Source organism: Microvirga lupini, from assembly GCF_014191055.1.
Taxonomy (GTDB): Bacteria; Pseudomonadota; Alphaproteobacteria; order Rhizobiales; family Beijerinckiaceae; genus Microvirga; species Microvirga lupini_A.
On record NZ_JACHWB010000002.1, the window covers coordinates 767,411 to 786,003 of the forward strand.

19 protein-coding genes, 2 tRNA genes and 1 pseudogene are annotated in these 18,593 nt (G+C 61.5%); 7 read left to right on the top strand and 15 right to left on the bottom strand.

Features of this window, described 5'->3' with window-relative positions; all coding sequences use genetic code 11:
* Positions 1–194: 194 nt before the first annotated feature.
* From FHR70_RS10735 to FHR70_RS10750, 4 genes are all read right to left on the bottom strand, one after another.
* Positions 195–271: transfer RNA gene (locus FHR70_RS10735), tRNA-His, on the bottom strand.
* Positions 272–393: 122 nt separating this feature from the next.
* Positions 394–1,368 (bottom strand): tripartite tricarboxylate transporter substrate-binding protein, encoded by a 975-nt coding sequence (locus FHR70_RS10740; protein ID WP_183449883.1) that lies wholly within the window; start codon positions 1,366–1,368, stop codon positions 394–396.
* Positions 1,369–1,430: 62 nt separating this feature from the next.
* Positions 1,431–2,933 (bottom strand): tripartite tricarboxylate transporter permease, encoded by a 1,503-nt coding sequence (locus tag FHR70_RS10745; protein WP_183449886.1) that lies wholly within the window; start codon positions 2,931–2,933, stop codon positions 1,431–1,433.
* On the bottom strand, positions 2,933–3,598 hold the full coding sequence (locus tag FHR70_RS10750) for a tripartite tricarboxylate transporter TctB family protein (RefSeq protein ID WP_183449888.1): 666 nt from the start codon (positions 3,596–3,598) through the stop codon (positions 2,933–2,935). The genes FHR70_RS10745 and FHR70_RS10750 overlap by 1 nt, the downstream gene beginning before the upstream one ends.
* Before the next feature lie 431 nt (positions 3,599–4,029).
* Between FHR70_RS10750 and FHR70_RS10755 the strand changes: the two genes are divergently transcribed.
* From FHR70_RS10755 to FHR70_RS10765, 3 genes are all read left to right on the top strand, one after another.
* Complete coding sequence (locus FHR70_RS10755) at positions 4,030–4,701, top strand: TerC family protein (protein WP_183449890.1); 672 nt, start codon at positions 4,030–4,032, stop codon at positions 4,699–4,701.
* A 65-nt stretch (positions 4,702–4,766) separates the two neighbouring features.
* Positions 4,767–5,477, top strand: a complete 711-nt coding sequence (locus FHR70_RS10760; RefSeq protein WP_246408004.1) for an AzlC family ABC transporter permease — start codon at positions 4,767–4,769, stop codon at positions 5,475–5,477.
* Entirely contained in the window at positions 5,474–5,797 is a 324-nt protein-coding gene (locus FHR70_RS10765; RefSeq protein ID WP_183449892.1) for an AzlD family protein, read from the top strand. The genes FHR70_RS10760 and FHR70_RS10765 overlap by 4 nt, the downstream gene beginning before the upstream one ends.
* On the opposite strand, the gene FHR70_RS10770 is transcribed toward FHR70_RS10765, so the two are convergent.
* From FHR70_RS10770 to FHR70_RS10795, 6 genes are all read right to left on the bottom strand, one after another.
* Positions 5,762–6,193, bottom strand: a complete 432-nt coding sequence (locus FHR70_RS10770) for an arsenate-mycothiol transferase ArsC (RefSeq protein ID WP_246408081.1) — start codon at positions 6,191–6,193, stop codon at positions 5,762–5,764. The two genes, FHR70_RS10765 and FHR70_RS10770, sit on opposite strands and share 36 nt — an antisense overlap.
* A gap of 78 nt (positions 6,194–6,271) precedes the next feature.
* Positions 6,272–6,757, bottom strand: coding sequence for a UPF0262 family protein (locus FHR70_RS10775; RefSeq protein WP_183449894.1), 486 nt, complete (start codon positions 6,755–6,757; stop codon positions 6,272–6,274).
* Positions 6,758–6,888: 131 nt separating this feature from the next.
* A complete protein-coding gene (gene hisD / locus FHR70_RS10780) occupies positions 6,889–8,181 on the bottom strand; it encodes a histidinol dehydrogenase (protein ID WP_183449896.1) in 1,293 nt (430 codons plus the stop codon).
* Positions 8,182–8,622, bottom strand: coding sequence for a DUF2948 family protein (locus tag FHR70_RS10785; protein WP_183449898.1), 441 nt, complete (start codon positions 8,620–8,622; stop codon positions 8,182–8,184).
* A gap of 131 nt (positions 8,623–8,753) precedes the next feature.
* Positions 8,754–10,043 (bottom strand): UDP-N-acetylglucosamine 1-carboxyvinyltransferase, encoded by a 1,290-nt coding sequence (gene murA, locus FHR70_RS10790; protein ID WP_183449900.1) that lies wholly within the window; start codon positions 10,041–10,043, stop codon positions 8,754–8,756.
* A gap of 62 nt (positions 10,044–10,105) precedes the next feature.
* Positions 10,106–10,273: a hypothetical protein gene (locus tag FHR70_RS10795; RefSeq protein ID WP_183449902.1), complete on the bottom strand. Its 168-nt coding sequence runs from the start codon at positions 10,271–10,273 to the stop codon at positions 10,106–10,108.
* Positions 10,274–10,427: 154 nt separating this feature from the next.
* On the opposite strand from FHR70_RS10795, the gene hemA reads away from it, so the two are divergent.
* The 4 genes and pseudogenes from hemA to FHR70_RS10815 all read left to right on the top strand — a co-directional run bounded on the left by hemA (position 10,428) and on the right by FHR70_RS10815 (position 13,231).
* Positions 10,428–11,654, top strand: coding sequence for a 5-aminolevulinate synthase (gene hemA / locus FHR70_RS10800; RefSeq protein WP_183450242.1), 1,227 nt, complete (start codon positions 10,428–10,430; stop codon positions 11,652–11,654).
* 64 nt (positions 11,655–11,718) lie between these two features.
* Positions 11,719–11,793: transfer RNA gene (locus FHR70_RS10805), tRNA-Thr, on the top strand.
* A 231-nt stretch (positions 11,794–12,024) separates the two neighbouring features.
* Positions 12,025–12,723: pseudogene (locus FHR70_RS10810) on the top strand (IS6 family transposase).
* Positions 12,695–13,231: a carbohydrate kinase family protein gene (locus FHR70_RS10815; protein WP_425487861.1), complete on the top strand. Its 537-nt coding sequence runs from the start codon at positions 12,695–12,697 to the stop codon at positions 13,229–13,231. The pseudogene FHR70_RS10810 and the gene FHR70_RS10815 overlap by 29 nt, the downstream one beginning before the upstream one ends.
* A 273-nt stretch (positions 13,232–13,504) precedes the next feature.
* On the opposite strand, the gene FHR70_RS10820 is transcribed toward FHR70_RS10815, so the two are convergent.
* The 5 genes from FHR70_RS10820 to FHR70_RS10840 are packed head-to-tail and all read right to left on the bottom strand — an operon-like array spanning position 13,505 to position 18,592.
* Positions 13,505–14,938: an aldehyde dehydrogenase family protein gene (locus tag FHR70_RS10820; RefSeq protein WP_183450246.1), complete on the bottom strand. Its 1,434-nt coding sequence runs from the start codon at positions 14,936–14,938 to the stop codon at positions 13,505–13,507.
* A complete protein-coding gene (locus FHR70_RS10825) occupies positions 14,931–16,016 on the bottom strand; it encodes an ABC transporter ATP-binding protein (protein WP_183449904.1) in 1,086 nt (361 codons plus the stop codon). The genes FHR70_RS10820 and FHR70_RS10825 overlap by 8 nt, the downstream gene beginning before the upstream one ends.
* A gap of 58 nt (positions 16,017–16,074) precedes the next feature.
* Positions 16,075–16,755, bottom strand: a complete 681-nt coding sequence (locus FHR70_RS10830; protein ID WP_183449906.1) for a GntR family transcriptional regulator — start codon at positions 16,753–16,755, stop codon at positions 16,075–16,077.
* A gap of 41 nt (positions 16,756–16,796) precedes the next feature.
* Entirely contained in the window at positions 16,797–17,657 is an 861-nt protein-coding gene (locus tag FHR70_RS10835; RefSeq protein WP_183449908.1) for a carbohydrate ABC transporter permease, read from the bottom strand.
* Positions 17,654–18,592 carry a carbohydrate ABC transporter permease gene (locus FHR70_RS10840; RefSeq protein WP_183449910.1) on the bottom strand — a complete coding sequence of 313 codons (939 nt, stop codon included), beginning with the start codon at positions 18,590–18,592 and terminating at the stop codon, positions 17,654–17,656. Before FHR70_RS10840 ends, FHR70_RS10835 begins: the two co-directional genes overlap by 4 nt.
* Position 18,593: the final 1 nt, after the last annotated feature.

Below are 18,593 nucleotides of genomic sequence, written 5' to 3' on the forward strand. Positions count from 1 at the left end.
AGTCAGCGTAGGAGCCTGCGCCGATACCACTTGGGTCGTATTCGAAACCCCGGAACCGGTCTAGCCGCGAGCAGGACGAGCTCCGCGTAAGAGCAAGGCACAGTGACCCGCCAAGTCCTTGGAAGGCTCATGATGCACGAGTTTTTGGAAAGCTCTGCCTCGAACCTGCGAGGTCTAAATCTTCGATCTTGAAGTGGTACAGCCGCCCCGGCTCGAACGGGGGACCCCCAGATCCACAATCTGGTGCTCTAACCAACTGAGCTACGGCTGCACGTGAGGCAGGGTGTAATCGCCCGGACGAGCAATTTCAAGACCTGATTGAGGCTGGATGCTCTGGAAAAGACTGCGGCGGGCTCAAGGCCCGCCGCATTGCATGCTTAAGCTTGGAAACAATTATTCCGCCGTCGCGCCGGCAGCCTTGAGGACCGGGGTCCAGCGGGCAACCTCGCTCTCGACGAGCTTCTGCAGGGCTTCCGGGGTCCGCTCCGCGTTGCTCGGGATCACGCCGCCCAGTTCAAGCAGGCGCTTCTTGGTGTTCTCGTCGTCCAGGGACTTCATGAGAGCGTCGCTGAGCTTCTTGACCACATCCGCCGGGGTGCCCTTGGGCGCGAAGACGGCGTTCCAGGCGCTGACCTCGTAGCCCTGGAGGCCTGCTTCCTTCGTAGTCGGAACGTTCGGCAGCACGGGCGAGCGCTCGGGGGTTGCGATGGCGAAGGCTTTGATGTTGCCGCCCTGGATCTGCGGCGCCACGTTGACGATCTGGTCGGTCATGAAGTCGACCGTATTGGCCATCAGGTCGTTGAGAGCCGGGCCCGTGCCGCGATAGGCCACCATGGTGGGCTTCGCCTTGACCACGGAATTGAAGAAGATGCCCGTGGAGTGGGAGACGGAGCCCACGCCCGCATGAGCCATGTTCACCTTGTCGGCGTTCTTCGACAGATAATCGAGGAAGCCCTTCAGGTCGTTGGCCGGGAAGTCCTTCTTGGCCACGATCACGATCGGTGTGCCGGCAGCGAGACCAATGGGGGCGAAGTCCTTGGTCGGATCGTATTTCAGGTTCGGGTAAAGGGCCGGCGCGGCGCCGTGCGTGCCCATATGGCCCATCATGATGGTGTAGCCGTCGGGCTGGGACTGGGCGGCACGGGTGATGCCGGTGGTGCCGCCGGCGCCAGCCACGTTCTCGATCACGATCTGCTGGCCGAGCGTGCGGCTCATGTTGTCGGTCACGATGCGGGCCACCACGTCCGTCGGGCCACCGGCCGCGAACGGAACGATCATGGTGATCGGACGGGTGGGATAGCCTTGGGCCTTGGCGCCCGTTGCGGCCAAGCCGGCGACTGCGGCCAGAGCCAGTACAACCTTCTTCATCAATTTTCCTCCCTTGGAAAAGTTATGACCTACCATGTGGGCAAGACGGGATTGAAGGCAAGCTACTCGGTGAAGACCTCGTCCCTTCCCTTCCGGATGGAGGGCAGGAGGGCGATCACAAGGAGGATAGCGGCCACCGCAAGCAAGCCGGCGCTCACCGGACGCTCGATGAAGGTCTCCAGCGAGCCGCGCGAGATGATCAGCGCGCGCCTGAGGTTTTCCTCCATCAGCCGGCCGAGCACGAATCCGAGCAGCATCGGAGCGGGCTCGAAGCCGAACTTGATCAGCATGTAGCCGACGAGCCCGAAGAAGGCGATGAACATCACGTCGGTGGGCAGCGAGTTGATCGAGTAGATGCCGATGCAGCAGAACATCAGGATCGCCGGGAACAGCAGCCGGTACGGCACCTTGAGAAGCCGCACCCACATGCCCACCAGCGGCAGGTTGATGACAAGCAGCATCAGGTTGCCCACCCACATGGAGGCGATCATGCCCCAGAACAGGGTCGGGTTCTTGGTCATGACCTGCGGGCCGGGGATGATGCCATGGATGGTCATGGCGCCGACCATGAGGGCCATCACGGCATTCGGCGGAATTCCGAGTGTCAGCAGCGGAATGAAGGATGTCTGCGCGCCGGCATTGTTGGCGCTCTCAGGGCCGGCAACGCCCTCGATGGCTCCCCGGCCGAACCGGCGCGGATCCTTGGCGATCTTCTTCTCGAGCGTATAGGAGGCGAACGGCCCCAGCACCGCGCCGTTGCCGGGCAGGATGCCGAGGATCGCCCCGATGAAGGTGCCGCGCAGGACCGGCTTGTAGGATTGCTTGAAGTCGTCCCTGTTCGGCAGCAGGCGCCCGATGGCCTGGCGCACCACGTCGCGGGTCTCGGTATGGTCGAGATTGCGCATGATTTCGGCGATGCCGAAGATGCCCATGGCCAGCACCGCGAAGTCGATGCCGTCGGCCAGGAACGGCAGGCCGAAGGTCATGCGCTCCTCACCCGTCTCGAGGTCCGTGCCGACGGTGGAGAGCAGCACGCCCACCAGGATCATGGCGATGGCCTTGAGGATCGAGCCGCGCGCCAGCACGACCGCGAAGACGAGGCCCATGACCATCAGGGAGAAGTACTCGGTCGGCCCGAAGATCAGCGCCAGCTTGGTGAGCGGAGCCCCCAGCGCAGCGATGACCAGGGTTGCCACGGTGCCAGCAAAGAAGGAGCCGATGGCCGCGATGCCGAGGGCCACGCCAGCGCGGCCCTGGCGGGCCATCTGGTGACCGTCGAGCGCCGTCACTACGGAGGTCGCCTCGCCGGGAATGTTGACGAGGATCGCGGTGGTCGAGCCGCCGTATTGAGCGCCGTAATAGATGCCGGCGAGCATGATGAGCGCACCGGTGGGGTCGAGCCCGAAGGTGATCGGCAGCAACATGGCGATAGTGGCAATCGGTCCGACGCCCGGCAGCACGCCAATGAGCGTACCCACCAAACAGCCCAGGAAAGCCAAGCCAAGGTTCTGCAGGGTCAGGGCGACCCCGAAGCCGAGGCTCAGATTGGAGAAGAAGTCACCCATCAGATCCTCCCGCTGTGATCGGTCACGTCAACCGGACCGCGGCGGCCACGGGTTGCGAGAAAGACGATCACGGCTGCTACAGCCATAATGGCTGCTGTCGCCCGCAGCACTTCCTTCTGCGACCAATTGGATGGAAACAGGCCTGTGAGCGCCTGCGGAAAGACCGGAATCGGCAGGTTGAGCAGGTCGCCGAACAGGATCATGCAGAACGGCGTCAGGCTCAAGCTGAGGATGACCAGATCGCGCAAACGCGCCTCGGGCGTGGCATAGCCGCCGATGATGATGGCGAGCGGACCGGCGAAGAGCATCCCCAGGCCGGGGGTTGTCAAGCCTCCCATCGAAAAGGGGCGAATGGTCAGCGCAAAAGCCAGAATGCCGCCGATCACGAAGACCGGCCCGCGCAGATTCCAGCGTTCCAAAGCCTCACCATGCTTGATGAAGGCGAAGGCCAGCAGGGCCAAGCCCGACAGACCGACCGCGATGGCCAGCCACCGGGGCAGCATCGCCGGCCCCATGGAGTTGAGGGTGCCCTGGTCGAGATCCCGGGTGAGCCAAAGCGCCAAGGCCGCCAGTGCCATCAAAACCACCCCCCCTGCCACGTTCTGGGGAGCGCGGACCGGCCCGCCGGGCTCCGCCGGCCCCGAGCCTTCGTGAAGAGTGGACATGAACAACCTCCCGCCAGACGCCTTGAGCGTCCAATGTTCTTTCAGCCCGATATGGCCTGAGGCACCAACCCGGATCAAGCTTCTGTTTCCCTGAAGCCGGTCTTCTTAACAATACGTCTTGGGAACTAGAGGACACAGGGAGAGTGCCTATCATCCTTAGGATCGAAGCGGCCTTCCATGAGAGGTGACTTGATCCCTGAAGCCAGGTTGTCTAGATGGACCCTCTAGCCAGGCCGGGCCCCTCTGGTCGCTCCCTATAAGAGCGGCGATGTCGGACTGGATGAAAACCAGGGCGGCCTGGGTTCGTTCAAACAGACGGTTTTGCCTGCATTTCGGCTCCTTCCGCGAAAAATCTGTGGCAGGACGATGCCAAATGCGTCTCTTTGAACGTTTCGCATGCGCTGCCCGCAAACCGACATATGAGGCACTGCATGTTTGATCTCTCGCAGTTTTTCGGACCCGAGGTCGTCGCCTTCCTGATGGTGGTTGGCATCGATCTGGCGCTCGCCGGCGACAACGCCATCGTCATCGGCCTGGCCGCAGCCGGTCTCCCCAAGGAGCAGCGCAACAAGGCTATCCTCCTCGGCGTTCTCGCCGCCACGGTCCTGCGTATCGTTTTCGCCCTGGTCACGACCCAGCTTCTCGCAATCGTGGGCCTTCTCCTCGCCGGTGGCATCCTGCTTCTGTGGGTGTGTTGGAAGATGTGGCGCGAGCTGCGCACGGGCCATGAGGCAGAGCAGCATGCGGCCGAGGAGGCTCTGGAGGGGCGGGACCTCAACCAGGATGGCACCATTGCCGGAGGCGTGCCGCGCAAGACCTTCGCCCAGGCTGCCTGGCAGATCATCATCGCCGACGTCTCCATGTCTCTCGACAACGTGCTCGCGGTGGCGGGTGCGGCGCGCGAGCATCCCTACATCCTGGCCTTCGGCCTCCTTCTCTCGATCGCCCTTATGGGCATTGCGGCCTCATACATCGCCCGCCTGCTCCAGCGCTACCGCTGGATCGCCTATCTGGGCTTGGCGATCATCCTCTACGTGGCGCTCAAGATGATCTACGAAGGCTGGCTCGAGGTGGCGCCCTTCGTGAACGGCGCCGTCAGCTAATCCAGAACATCGATCCGAGATTGCCAATCTCCAATTGACGGCGGGGATGCGGGAGGGCACAGAGCATGACGCTCATGCCCCCCGCTCTCCGCCCTCATTTTTCTGCTCAAGGCCTGCGCCACGGCGCCCGCGCCGCCCTCCCGGCCTTTCCGGGCTTCATCATGTTTGCCCTGGCCTTCGGCACGGCAGCGGCCCAGAAGGGGTTATCCCTCGGCGAGACCCTGGGCCTCTCCGCTTTCGTCTATGCCGGCGCCTCGCAGATGGTGGGGCTTGAGATCTGGCAGCAGGTCTGGACGCCCGCAACGATCCTCACGATCATGACCGTCACCGCGGTGGTGAACGCGCGCATGATCCTGCTCGGAGCAACCCTCCAGCCCTGGCTCAAGGACGAGCCTCTCGCCCGCACCGCGCTCAACCTCTTTCTCATCACCGAAGCCGGCTGGCTCATCGGCACGCGATATCACACGCAAGGCGGCCGGGATGTGGGCGTCCTTTTGGGCTGTGGACTCATTCTCTGGCTGGTCTGGCTGGTGGCGACTTTCGCAGGCTTCTTTGCAGGCGCGCTTGTGCCGGAGCCTCAGCGCTTCGGCCTTGATCTCGTGATGCCGATCTTCTTCGGCGTCATGCTCGTGCCCCTGTGGAAAGGCGCCAGGCCTGCCCTGCCCTGGCTCGTGGCAGGCCTCGTCTCGCTCATCGTTCACGCGCTGGTGCCGGGCTATCTCTTCATCATCGCCGGTGCGCTGGCAGGTGTCGTCGTCGGGATGCTGATCGAATGAGCGGTTTCGGCAGCTTCATCGCGAGCCCTTGGGGCTCGGTTCTCGCCATCGCGGCCATGACGCTGGTGACGTTCCTGTGCCGAATCGCGGGCGTCGTGGTCATGAGTCGCGTACGCATCACGCCGCGCATCGAGCGGGGCCTGCGCGCCCTGCCCGGCTCCATCATCCTGGCGACGATCCTGCCTGTGGTCATCGACAACGGCTGGCCTGCCATGATCGCGCTTGCCGCCGCCATCATCGCCATGGCGGTGACGCGAGTCGACATCGTTGGTCTGGTGGCCGGTCTAGGCACCCTCGCCGTCATTCGGGCTCTTGGGTGAGGTCTGCTTGAGTCGCAGGCGGATGCGGTACATCAAGCCGTCGCGGATGTTGCGATAGGCATCGAGCACCTGATCGCGCGATCCCTGCGTGATCGTCGGATCAGGTGTCGGCCAGTATTCCACCTCCGCCGCGAGGGTACGCGTGAGTTCGAGCGCCGCGTGATGCGCCTCCGGCGACAGGGAAATGATGAGATCGAAGTTGAGCCCCTCCCATTCCTCCAACTCGTCGAGGGTGCGCGGCTTGTGCTTGGAGGCGTCGATGCCGATCTCGGACAGGATCGAGGCCACGAAGCCGTCCGGTTCGCCTTTGCGCACGCCGGCGGACTGCACATAGATCGACTTACCGAAATAATGGCGCGCAATGGCCTCCGCCATGGGCGAACGCACTGCATTCATCGCGCAGACGAACAGCACCGAATGGATCCGTTTCGCGCGGGGCTCGTCCAGAGGCTCGTCCAGGCGCTCCTCCAAGCGTCAGCCCTTCCAGTGAAGTGCGAAGATGAGCGTGAAGATGCGCCGCGCCGTGCCGAAATCGAGGGTGAGCTTGCCCTCGAGCCGCTTCATCAGCAGTTCGGCCGCCTCGTTGTGCAGGCCGCGCCGCCCCATGTCGATGGCCTCGATCTGCGCCGGCGAGGCGGAACGGATCGCCTGATAATAGCTGTCGCAAATCATCTCGTAATCGCGGATGGCCTTGCGGAACGGCGTCAGTGACAGGTGATGCGAGATGAGATGTCCCCCGTCCTGCGTGGTCACCTCGAAGCAGAGCTTCTTGTCGATGAGAGAGATGCGCAAAGCATAAGGCCCGCCGTCATAGTTCGGCAGCGCAAACGTGTTCTCTTCGAGGATGTCGTAGATGGCAATGGCCCGCTCATGCTCCTGATCGGGATTGCCGCGGCCGATCGAGGTCTCGTCGAGGGTGACGGCGACCAGCCGGGTCCGCTCCTTCGCTTCGCTCGCCATCCCGCCTCCACTGCCTTAGAGCATCGGCCCCAAAAGTGGATTTACACTTTTGCGGCTGATCCGGTGCTCCACTTTATAAAAGAGCGCATCGCTGAATACGAAAAACCGGAACCACTTTTTCGCACGATGCGCTAGAGATTCAGGCGGATCGCGACCGACCGCGCATGCCCCTCCAGACCCTCCGACCGCCCAAGCGCAATGGCCGCCGGGCCGAGCGTCCGCAGAGCGTCCGCATCACATTTCAGGATCGAGGTTCGCTTCATGAAGTCAAGCACGCCGAGACCCGAAGAGAACCGGGCCGAACGGGCTGTGGGCAGAACGTGGTTGGGGCCGCCCACATAATCGCCGATCGCCTCCGGCGTATGGCTGCCAAGGAAGATCGAGCCCGCATTGCGGACTTTGGCCGCGAGTTCCTCCGCATTCTCCGTCTCGATTTCGAGATGCTCGGGTGCCAGCCGATCCACGAGAGGAATAGCATTCTCCAGCCGGTCGATCAGGATGATCGCTCCGTAATCCCGCCAGCTCGCGCCTGCAATATTCGCTTTCGGCAAGGTCTGGAGTTGGCGCTCGACAGCTTTTTCCACCCCATCGGCCAGCGCCGGGCTGTCCGTGATGAGAATCGATTGCGCAGCCGTATCGTGCTCGGCCTGAGCCAGGAGATCGGCGGCGATCCAGTCCGGATTGCCGTCGGCATCGGCCAGGATGAGCACTTCGGACGGCCCCGCGATCATGTCGATGCCGACCTGACCGAAGACGCGGCGCTTGGCGGCGGCCACATAGGCGTTGCCAGGACCGACGATCTTGGCGACGGGCTTTACGCTCTCGGTGCCATAGGCCAGAGCTGCCACGGCCTGGGCGCCGCCGATGCGGAATACCTCGTCGACGCCGGCAAGCCGCGCCGCCGCCAGCACGAGCGGGTTCGTCTCGCCGCGTGGGGTCGGCACTACCATGGCGATGCGGGGAACTCCCGCCACCTTCGCCGGCACGGCGTTCATCAGGACGGAGGACGGATAACTGGCAAGACCGCCGGGAACATAGAGGCCCACGGACTCGAGTGCCGTCCACCGCCAACCCATGGTCACCCCGACAGGATCCGTGGTCTTGAAGTCCTTCGGACGCTGCTCCAGGTGATAGGTTTCGATGCGCTCCTTGGCAAGCGCCAGAGCCTCCAAGGCCTCCTTGGAGCACTGGGCCTCGGCCGCATCGACCTCAGCATCGGAGACGCGCAGGGTCTCGGGCTGAAGCGCCAGCCCATCGAAACGATAGGTGAAGTCGATCAGCGCCTCATCGCCACGCACCACCACATCTTCGATGATGGCGCGCACCGCCTGATCCACATCCTCCGAGACCTCACGCTTGGCGGAGAGCAGAGCGGCGAAGGCCTGCGGGAAGGAAGCGTCCCGCGCATCGAGCCTCTGCGCCATTTACGGGCGCTCCGCCGTTTGCAGTTGGTCCTCGTGGGAGGGGCGGCTTTCAGCAGCCCAGACCGGGCCGGTATCTTTCATCTGCATTTCGATGCACTCCAGGTCCACCTGGATGGCTCCGCCCTCGGCAAAGATCAAGGTGGCAGTGCCCGAAGGGGCATCCCCTTCCTCAAACGCAATCGCGAGAAGGTTAAGAACCGCGTCCTTGTTGCTCCTGTCGATGCCGCGGACGCGCACGCCCGTGACGTTCTCGAAATGCATGCAGGTCAACCGCCGCTGGGGCGTTGCTGCCTCCCAGTCGTAGCGGCGCACCTGGATGGCGAACCGCCGCTCCTTGGGCAGATAGGCGATATCCCCGACCTGCAGAAGAGAATCCTGCAGGTGAGCGGAGATGACGGAAAGGTCTTCAGGGTCGAACGCGACGAGTCTCAGGAGGTCCATGGCCCACCAACCTGTTGTTGAACTTTGATCTTTAGGTAGAGAGCCCCCTGCCCCGGCGCAACCTTTCGCCCAAGCCCGCCTTCCGGTCCCTGAAAAGAAAAAGGCCGGCGATGGTGCCGGCCTTCTGGTCTTTAGCCTCTGACACGCTCGATCAGAGCGCCGCATCGGGCGAGCTTGGCTTCCAGCGCCTCGAAGCCGCGATCCAGGTGATAGACCCGGTTGATAGTGGTCTCGCCATCCGCCACGAGGCCGGCGATCACCAGGGACACGGAAGCGCGCAGGTCGGTGGCCATCACCGGAGCGCCTTTCAGGCCCGGGACGCCGTCCACATAGGCACTGTCGCCGTCGAGGCGGATCTGGGCGCCAAGGCGGGCCAGCTCCTGCACGTGCATGAAGCGGTTCTCGAAGATCGTCTCCCGGATACGGGAAGTGCCGTTCGCCCGGGTCATCAGGGCCATGAACTGGGCCTGAAGGTCCGTGGGAAAGCCCGGGAACGGATCGGTGGTCACGTCGACCGGCATTAGGCCGTTGCCGTTGCGGCGGATACGGATGCCCCCATGGGTCGAGGTCACCTCAGCCCCGGCCTGGCCCAGCACGTCGAGAGCAGCTTGGAGGTAGTCGGCCCGGGTGTTGTCGAGCACGAGATCGCCCCCGGTCATGGCCACGGCCATGGCGTAAGTGCCGGTCTCGATCCGGTCCGGCATCACGTCATGGGAGGCGCCGTGCAGGCTGGTCACGCCTTCGACCACGATCTCGGAGCTGCCGGCACCCTGGATCTTGGCCCCCATCTTGATGAGGCATTCGGCCAGATCCACCACCTCAGGCTCGCGGGCGGCGTTGCGGATCACGGTGGTGCCTTGGGCAAGGGTCGCGGCCATCAGAGCCACGTGCGTGCCGCCGACGGTCACCTTCGGGAAATCGATCTCGGCGCCGCGCAGACCCTTTGGGGCCGTCGCCACCACATAGCCCGCCTCGATCTCGATGGCAGCGCCCAGCTTGGCCAGCGCCATGATGAGCAGGTCCACCGGCCGGGTGCCGATGGCGCAGCCGCCGGGCATGGAGACCTTGGCATGGCCGAACCGGGCCACCAGGGGGGCGATGACCCAGAAGCTCGCCCGCATGGTCGAGACCAGCTCGTAAGGCGCCGTGGTGTCGATGACGTTCCTGGCCGTCAGGCGGATGGTCTGCCCTGTTTCCGTGGACTGGCCGGGGCGGCGGCCGGCGATGGAATGATCCACACCGAAATTGCTCATGATCCGCAGCAGGGAGGAGATATCGGCCAGCCGCGGCACATTGCCGAGCTCGAGCGTATCCTCCGTGAGCAGGCTCGCGATCATGAGGGGCAAGGCCGCATTCTTGGCGCCTGAGATCGGAATCAGGCCGTGGAGGGGCGCGCCGCCCCGGATGCGAATGCGATCCATCAGTATCCCCTTGCGAAAATGTTCAATCAGCCATGCGCTATGCGCGCCTTGGACTGTCTAAGCTAGTCGGACGGCTTGTCGCGCTCTGCCGAAACGCTCAAGCTGCCGGTTTCGTTTCCGGTCACCTTGACGGCCTGCCGCCCACGTGCCTGTGCCTTGCGCCGCTTGAGGTTTTCCTTCAGAGCCGCCTTGAGGCGGTCGGCTTTCTCTTGCGATTTCACGTCAGTCATGGTTCACGCGACCCATCGTCGCCTTTACCCAATAGAGGCTTCGCACGCGGCCCTCAACCGCAATATCACAGTTCAGAACTTTGACCCGGATCAATGCGATCTGGCATAATGGGATCAGTATCCCCGGGCATAGCATTGCCCACCCGGTGAGATGATGGATTATCAGAACTTCTTCACATCAGCCCTCGACCGCCTCCAGGCTGAGCGGCGCTACCGCGTCTTCGCCGACATCGAGCGTCTGGCCGGCCGATATCCTCAGGCGATCTGGCACTCTCCAGAGGGTCCACGGCCCATTACGGTCTGGTGCTCCAACGATTATCTCGGCATGGGCCAGAACCGGGACGTGACCCGCGCCATGGTCGAGACGGCTTGGCGCCTCGGAACAGGGGCCGGCGGCACGCGCAACATCTCGGGCAACAGCCACCCGATCGTCGAGCTGGAAGCCGAGCTGGCCGACCTGCACGGCAAGGAGGCGGCGCTCGTCTTCACCTCGGGCTATGTGTCGAACCAGGCCGGCATCTCGACGCTGGCTAGGCTGATCCCGAACTGCCTCATCCTGTCGGATGCGCTCAACCACAATTCCATGATCGAGGGTGTACGCCAGTCCGGCTGCGACAAGGCGATCTTCCGCCACAACGACCTCGAACACCTCGAAGAGCTGCTCCAGGCAGCCGGCGACCGGCCCAAGCTGATCGTGTTCGAGAGCGTCTACTCCATGGACGGCGACATCTCTCCGATCCATGCCATCTGCGATCTGGCCGAGCGTTATGGCGCCATGACCTATATCGACGAGGTCCATGCGGTGGGCATGTACGGCCCCCGCGGCGGCGGCATCGCCGAGCGTGAAGGCGCCATGCACCGGATCGACGTGATTGAGGGCACCATGGCCAAGGCCTTCGGAGTCATGGGCGGTTATCTCACCGGCACCAAGGCGGTGATGGACGCCATCCGCAGCTTCGCTCCAGGTTTCATCTTCAGCACCGCCCTCCCCCCGGCCGTCGCCGCCGCCGCCATGGCTTCGATCCGGCATCTCAAGGCTTCCTCCACCGAGCGCCAGCAGCAGCAGCGCCAAGCCGCCCGCACCAAGGCGGTGCTGAGCAGCGCCGGTCTGCCGGTCCTCGACACGCCCACGCATATCGTGCCGGTGATGGTCGGCGATGCGGAAGCCTGCAAGGCGGCCTGCGACCGGCTGCTGGCGAAACACGGCATCTATATCCAGCCGATCAACTATCCCACCGTGCCCCGTGGCACCGAGCGCCTGCGCATCACCCCAGGGCCGTTCCACTCTAACGCCCATATCGATGCCCTGGCCGCCGCCCTGGTCGAGGTCTGGACCGCACTCAAGCTTCCTCTGGAGCCGAAAGTCCAGGCCGCCGAATAAAGATCATTTTCAAGCTTGCATGGAGGGCAGCCCTGTGGCAGTAAGCGGCCCTCCCCGTTGGCGCGCTGCCGTAGCTCAGTGGTAGAGCACTCCCTTGGTAAGGGAGAGGTCGAGAGTTCGATCCTCTCTGGCAGCACCAGCCACAAACCCTTATTCCACAAGGGTTACAGGTTCTAATCCCCTCAAATCTGCACTACCTGAGTCCGGCAACTCGCGACAGAACGTGACGCGAACATGCCGCGTGGAGTCGTGGAATTTTCGGGGAATAGGTTCCGCCTCTGTTCATGGAGGTGCCTATGGGTGGGATCTGTTGCAAACGCTTCGGTAACTAAGTTCGGTCTACGCCTCCGTCAGACTTCGGAGATGCAAGATGTTCAAAGGCCGTCATTTCGACCGCTCGGTGATCCTCCTGTGCGTCCGCTGGTACTTGGCCTATAACCTGAGCTTAAGAAATCTCTAGGAGACGATGGCGGAGCGCGGCATCTCCGTGGATCACACGGCCGTTCACCGCTGAACCATCCACTATGCTCCGCTCCTGCTAGAGCAGTTCAATCGGCGTAAGCGCCCGGTCATCGGCCGGTGGCACATCGACGAAACGTACATCAAGGTCCGAGGGCAATGGCGGTATATCTATCGCGCCATCGACAGCGACGGCGACACCATCGAATTCTGGTTCAGCGAACGACGCAATCTCGCGGCCGCAAAGCGCTTTCTGCGCAAGGCATTGAAACGCCACGGCCGGCCCGAGAGGATCGTGATCGACGGCAGCCAGATGAACCGTGAGGCAATCCTGTCCTGTGATACGACAGACCGGCTTCAGAACGGGACACGTCAAAAGCTCAAGCCTATCCGCATCCGGCAGAGTCAATATCTCAATAATCGCATTGAGCAGGATCACCGCGCGATCAAGCGTCGGGTTCGCTCGATGCTGGGCTTCAGGGCCACGGCGAGCGCTGGCGTGATCCTGGACGGCATTGAGATGGTTCATATGATGCGAAAAGGACAGACGAAGTACGTCCACAACTCAAACCTCTCGCCTGCTGAACAATTCGAGCGGCTCACCGCATAAGTGGCTCTCTGCCCCTGATGTCGCCCATCTGCACATCGCAGAATTTGCCACCCTGAAGGACACTCCGGAGGTGATCGCTTTGGCTGGCCGCTTCGGCCTGATGATCTCTCTTGACCCGAGTTGGGACGATGAACTGATCCGCCGCAACTCGGACTGCTTCGAGATCTGCGCAGGTATCGACCTGCTGCTTCCGAACGTCGAAGAGGGAAAGGCTCTGACAGGAGAAAACACGGACGAGGCCATTCTGCGAAGCCTGCGTGAGCGGTTTTCCTTGGCGGTGCTGAAGCGGGGCGAGCAGGGTGCCATGATCCACTGCGAGTCGACCTGTGTTCCTGCCGAAGCCATTCGTGTGAATGTGGTCGACACGACAGGAGCGGGAGATGCCTTCAATGCCGGCTTTCTGCACTCCTGGCTCGACACTTCGGACCTTGGAAAAAGCTTGACGGCTGGGATCGAAGCGGGAGGGCTCTCAGTCCAGTCTGCAGGCGCTCCACCGCGTGCCTCTTGATAGGCCTACGCAAACGATTGTCGGATGTGACGCAGCCTGCTCGGCGACTGACTGCATGCCGGGCGTTCGACATATGTAGGCACACTCAAAGCTTAGGTGTGGCGCAGGACAATGCCGGCGGAACAAAACCTTATCGGGGATTGGTGGCGGTCACGAGGGCACTGTAGGTCCAGCTTGGTCAAACTGAGCCGTTGGGCGTCGGCTTATGAAGGTCGGCTTACCCTACGAACGCGGACAATCGGCCTACTTCCGCTTGGTGCCAGAGCCTGAAGTTCAGCCCCAACCTGATACGGATTTTACGGTTGTGAACTCCTCCAATCCCCAGATCCCTCCTTCTCGCGCAAGGCCGGAATGCTTCACGCCGCCGAAGGGCGCCCCTGCACCTCGGAATTGGCCGTTCATCTCGACCATTCCAGATTGCAGCCGGCGAGCTACCCGCTTACGACGCTCGGTATCCTGGCTCTGCACGTAATGGGTGAGCCCATAAGGTGTGTCATTGGCAATCGCAATGGCCTCCTCCTCCGAGTCGAATGGAGTAATCGACAGGACCGGACCAAAGATCTCCTGTTGAGCAATGGTCATTTGGGGCCCGACGTCCGCAAACACGGTAGGCTTGACGAAACATCCCCTGTTGAGCCCGGCCGGCCGGCCTAGACCACCGGCCACCAACCGTGCTCCCTCACTTATTCCGGCCTCAATCAGGCTTTGAACTCGATCATACTGACGAGCCGAAACGACAGGCCCGAGATGCGAACCAGGCAGATTGGAAGCTCCGACCTCGATGGATTCGGCAACACGTCGCGCCGTCTCGACAGCATCTTCATAGAGTGACCTCTCAACGAGCATCCTTGTCGGTGCATTGCAGCTCTGTCCGCTGTTCGAGAAGCACTGCCGGACGCCTCGCTCGACGGCCTGATCGTCGGAATCCGCGAAGATCAGGTTGGCGCCTTTACCACCGAGCTCTAAGGCCACTCGCTTGAACGTTTCGGCCGCTCCTCTAAGAACGGCACGACCCGCTCCGGTGGAGCCTGTGAAGCTGATCATGCTGACATCGGGATGGGTGACTAAGGCAGTTCCCGCCTCTTCGCCGGTGCCGTGAACGAGATTGAACACTCCTTCAGGTGCCCCTGCTTCATGGATAATCTCCGCCAGAAGCGTAGAGGACAGCGCCGCATATTCTGAAGGCTTGAGAATCATCGCGCAGCCCGTCAGCAGCGCGGGAATGACTTTTAGCGCCACTTGGCTCATCGGCCAGTTCCAAGGCGTGATGAGACCGACAACCCCGATCGGCTCCACAAGAATGCGGTCATTCGGCGCGTGCGGCCCCAGCGGCCGCACGAACTCAAAGGTTTTCATTGCCTCAAGAAAGTTCGTCATGTGGCGCAGCGCAGCAGGTGCCTGGCGTGTCCGCGCAAGATCGATAGGGGCGCCCATCTCCTCCGAGATAGCCTTCGCCATATCCTCGCTTCGCGCGGCATAGATCGTTTGCACCCTCTCGATGAGAGCGATCCGTTCGGCAGGATTGGTCTCCGCCCACAGCGGCAGAGCCCTCTTCGCAGCCATGACGGCAGCATTGATGTCCTGCGCACGACCGAGAGCGACGGTGCCCGTAACCTGCTCCGTCGACGGATCGATCATCTCGTGCTCGGCTGAAGAATCTGCCGGAACCCACCGACCATCGATGTAGAAGCGATCAATCTTAGGCATACTGCTTCTCCTGCAGATGCAATACCCTTGATCCTCGCGCCACCTCGTCCTCAAAAATATGAAGCAACTCGCTGCGAACCTGGAGATGGATCACCTCTCCAGGCATGACCAGCGTGCGGCCACGCACGAGGATTCTTACGATTTGCCCTGCCATTCGGGCCGTGATCTGCGTCTCCGACCCAGTAGGCTCGATTACAGATACTGTTGCTGGCCATCCCGTTTCGTGAAGCTCGAAGTGCTCGGGCCGGACGCCCACCGTAACATGCGCCCGCCTATACTGGCGGCCCGCAGGCAATTGGAGCCTCGTCCCATCCGCAAGAACCAGAACAGCCCCGTCGGCGATCTCACCCTCAAGAAAGTTCATCGGTGGCGAACCGATAAAGGCAGCGACGAAACGGCTGGCTGGTTTGTCGTACAATTCGAGTGGTGGCCCCTCTTGCTCGATGATCCCCCCATTCATCACCACAACCCGGTCTGCCAAAGTCATTGCCTCGATCTGATCATGGGTAACGTAAACGGTTGTGATGCCTAGGCGCTGGTGAAGCTCCTTGATTTCGGAGCGCATCTGAACCCTCAACTTTGCATCGAGGTTCGACAGCGGCTCATCGAAGAGGAAAACGTTGGGCTCTCGCACAATCGCTCTGCCCATGGCGACCCGTTGCCGCTGGCCTCCCGACAAAGCTCGCGGCTTGCGCTCCAGCAGGGGCTCAAGACCAAGAATGCGAGCGGCGTCATTCACGCGCCTTTCGATTTCCGCCTTAGGCATTCGCCGCTGGCGCAGGGGAAATCCCATGTTGTCGCGCACGTTCATGTGCGGATAGAGGGCATAGTTTTGAAAAACCATGGCGACATTACGATTCTTCGGGGCGACGTCGTTCACTATCCTGTCGCCGATCACGATGTCGCCGGCGGTGATGTCCTCCAACCCGGCGATCATTCGCAGCAAGGTCGATTTCCCGCAGCCCGATGGACCTACCAGCGCGACGAACTCGCCGTCCTTGATATTGAGCGAGACGCCATGCAGAACCTCAACACTTCCATATGCCTTATAAACATTGTGAATGTCTAAGGTGCTCATCTGACGTCCCTCCGGCTTATTATATTTAATACGATGTCATGAATCCTCGGGGCGTCGGTCAGCTCGCGCCTCGGCCTGCACCCGACATCTCACCAATGACCCTGATAAGAAACTCGGCCGTGTTCTTCTCGTGCTGCTTTGCCATATCTGCAGCCCCCTTGAAGTCGCCGGCCCGGAGCAGATCCCGTATCTGGCCATGCTCCATCTGTGCCTGCTCCAGTCTCTCCCGTTGCGGCGGGATGCCGTGCCTTTGGCTCGACATGAGGCCAAGCATGCTGCCCATCAACCTGTGGCACCAAGGCGACTCCGGATTGTCGATCAGGAGTTCATGAAACTCATAGTTCTTTTCCGCAAAGAGCCGGAAATCGCCGGCCTTGAGAGCCTTGGCCGAGGAACTGATGTTCTCGTCGATTCTCTTGAGGCGGGCTTCGTCGAAGTTCGGGGCACCGAGTTCGATCGCGAGAGCGCTGATCAACCCGCGAAGGGCACTGATTTCCCTGATCTGATCGACGCGCAGGCCTCTGACGATGGCGCCAACATGGCTCTGGACCTCCAACCATCCTTCGGATTCAAGGCTTCGGATTGCCTCCCGGATCGGCGTTTCGCTGATGCCAAGAGCGGTGGACACATCGCGTGTCGTGATGCGGTCGCCAGGCTGCACAACCCCCGACAGAACCATGCTCTGGATGTGGCGTCGCGCCATCTCGGACTTGGTGACATAGGTGGTTGATTGTTCCATGAGTTTTTCCAATTTCAGTCAGTAACTCTATTACTGGCTACTTAGCCCTTTGTAGCCCCATCCGCCAAGCCTCGGATGAGCCACTTCTGAACCAAGAGCGCGAAGATCACGACAGGCACGACAGTGATCGTTCCCACGGCTGTCAATGCGCCCCAGTTTGCACCATTGATCGTATCCCCAGCGATCCCGGCAATGGCGACCGGTATAGTCGATGCATACCGGTTGGTCAGGACCAGAGCGAAGAGCAATTCCTCCCAGGCGAGGATCATGCTGAAGATCAATGTCGACAGCAAGCCAGGCAGCGAGATTGGGACGATGATCTTCAGGAAAGCGCCATACCGGGAGCATCCGTCGATCATGGCCGACTCCTCAAGCTCGCGTGGCAGCGAGATGAAGAAGCTGCGCATCAGCCACATGACGTAAGGGATAAGAAATGTGCAGTACGCCAGAATCAATGTGATGTGTTTATCGGTCAGTCCGAGCTTGCGAGCGACGAGGAACATCGGCACAGCCAATGCGATCGGCGGCACACCACGTGACAACAAGATCAACAGTCCCATGGTGGTCGCACCACGGATCCGGACTCGGGCTAGCGCGTAGCCAGCCATGGACCCTACGATGATTGATAACACTCCTGAGCCGGCAGCCACGATGATCGTGTTGATCAGGCGCCGCGAGATGTCCGCACGTCGGAAATATTCCACATACGTGGCGATGGTCGGCTCGAAGAAGAATGTTGGCGGCGTCGTGAAGATGTCGACGGGTTGCTTTAACGAAGTCAGGACCATCCAATAGATCGGGAATAGGAAGATGAGGCTTACGATGACGCCAGCGGCAATGCGAACTTTATGCCCTAAGCGGCCTGACCTTCGCTTCAGTATCGGACTTGCAATCGAGGTCAAAACCGTTCCTCCAGCTTTCGGCTTCCACGGAGAAAGATCCCCGTCAGAACCATCGTCAATACGAGAACAATGACGGCCATCGCGGAGGATTCTGCAAAGCGCAGGGACCTGAAGGCTTCCTCGTAGATGAAAAGGTTTACGACATTCGTTGCCTTGCCCGGCCCCCCGTAAGTGGCCGCCAGGACGATGTCGAACATCTTGACGGCTCCCAACCATCGGATGACGAAAGTGGCGGTAATGATCGGGACCAATAGTGGCAATGCCACTGACCAGAGCGTTGACCAGCACCCGGCACCGTCAATCTTTGCGGCATCGAAGATGTCCTTGGGCAAAGCCAGCAGTGCCGCCGTCGCAATCAGAACGATGAACGGTGTCCACCGCCACGTGTCTATGATGATGATCGCCGCCATGGCGAGATCAGGATCACCGAACCAGTCCAGTGGGCCGATCCCTATGCTCTGCAAGGCATAATTCATGAGTCCCCAAAGAGGGTCGAGAATCATTCTCCACATGCCTCCGGCAACGACGGGAGCGACGACCATGGGGATGATGAACAAGGCTCGCGTGATACCCCGGCCCCACCACTCCGCGTTGATCAAGAAGGCGATGGCGAAGCCGAGCGTAATCTGAAGCGGCAGTGCAATAGCGAGATAGACGAGAGTCACCTTCAACGACTCCCAGAAGCGATAATCGCCGATCACCTCCCGGTAGTTTGACCACCCTACCCACTCACCCGCCCCGAAGCTCGACATATCGAACTCTGCAAAGCTGATCTCGATCGTGTAGAAGATCGGATAGGCAAGCGTGACGGTCAACACCAGGATCGTGGGCATTAGGAACGACCACCGGGTGAGCAGATCGAAGAAGCTCTCCCATCGCACCTGCCGTTTTTTGCTTTGTCCTCGGGCTGCTGAGACAGTGGCGTGCATGTTCATG

Coding starts and splice junctions, on each gene's coding strand:
- FHR70_RS10740 (WP_183449883.1), bottom strand. CDS start 1,368: ATGAAGAAGGTTGTACTGGCTCTGGCCGCAGTCGCCGGCTTGGCCGCA.
- FHR70_RS10745 (WP_183449886.1), bottom strand. CDS start 2,933: ATGGGTGACTTCTTCTCCAATCTGAGCCTCGGCTTCGGGGTCGCCCTG.
- FHR70_RS10750 (WP_183449888.1), bottom strand. CDS start 3,598: ATGTCCACTCTTCACGAAGGCTCGGGGCCGGCGGAGCCCGGCGGGCCG.
- FHR70_RS10755 (WP_183449890.1), top strand. CDS start 4,030: ATGTTTGATCTCTCGCAGTTTTTCGGACCCGAGGTCGTCGCCTTCCTG.
- FHR70_RS10760 (WP_246408004.1), top strand. CDS start 4,767: ATGACGCTCATGCCCCCCGCTCTCCGCCCTCATTTTTCTGCTCAAGGC.
- FHR70_RS10765 (WP_183449892.1), top strand. CDS start 5,474: ATGAGCGGTTTCGGCAGCTTCATCGCGAGCCCTTGGGGCTCGGTTCTC.
- FHR70_RS10770 (WP_246408081.1), bottom strand. CDS start 6,193: ATGAATGCAGTGCGTTCGCCCATGGCGGAGGCCATTGCGCGCCATTAT.
- FHR70_RS10775 (WP_183449894.1), bottom strand. CDS start 6,757: ATGGCGAGCGAAGCGAAGGAGCGGACCCGGCTGGTCGCCGTCACCCTC.
- hisD (WP_183449896.1), bottom strand. CDS start 8,181: ATGGCGCAGAGGCTCGATGCGCGGGACGCTTCCTTCCCGCAGGCCTTC.
- FHR70_RS10785 (WP_183449898.1), bottom strand. CDS start 8,622: ATGGACCTCCTGAGACTCGTCGCGTTCGACCCTGAAGACCTTTCCGTC.
- murA (WP_183449900.1), bottom strand. CDS start 10,043: ATGGATCGCATTCGCATCCGGGGCGGCGCGCCCCTCCACGGCCTGATT.
- FHR70_RS10795 (WP_183449902.1), bottom strand. CDS start 10,273: ATGACTGACGTGAAATCGCAAGAGAAAGCCGACCGCCTCAAGGCGGCT.
- hemA (WP_183450242.1), top strand. CDS start 10,428: ATGGATTATCAGAACTTCTTCACATCAGCCCTCGACCGCCTCCAGGCT.
- FHR70_RS10820 (WP_183450246.1), bottom strand. CDS start 14,938: ATGCCTAAGATTGATCGCTTCTACATCGATGGTCGGTGGGTTCCGGCA.
- FHR70_RS10825 (WP_183449904.1), bottom strand. CDS start 16,016: ATGAGCACCTTAGACATTCACAATGTTTATAAGGCATATGGAAGTGTT.
- FHR70_RS10830 (WP_183449906.1), bottom strand. CDS start 16,755: ATGGAACAATCAACCACCTATGTCACCAAGTCCGAGATGGCGCGACGC.
- FHR70_RS10840 (WP_183449910.1), bottom strand. CDS start 18,592: ATGAACATGCACGCCACTGTCTCAGCAGCCCGAGGACAAAGCAAAAAA.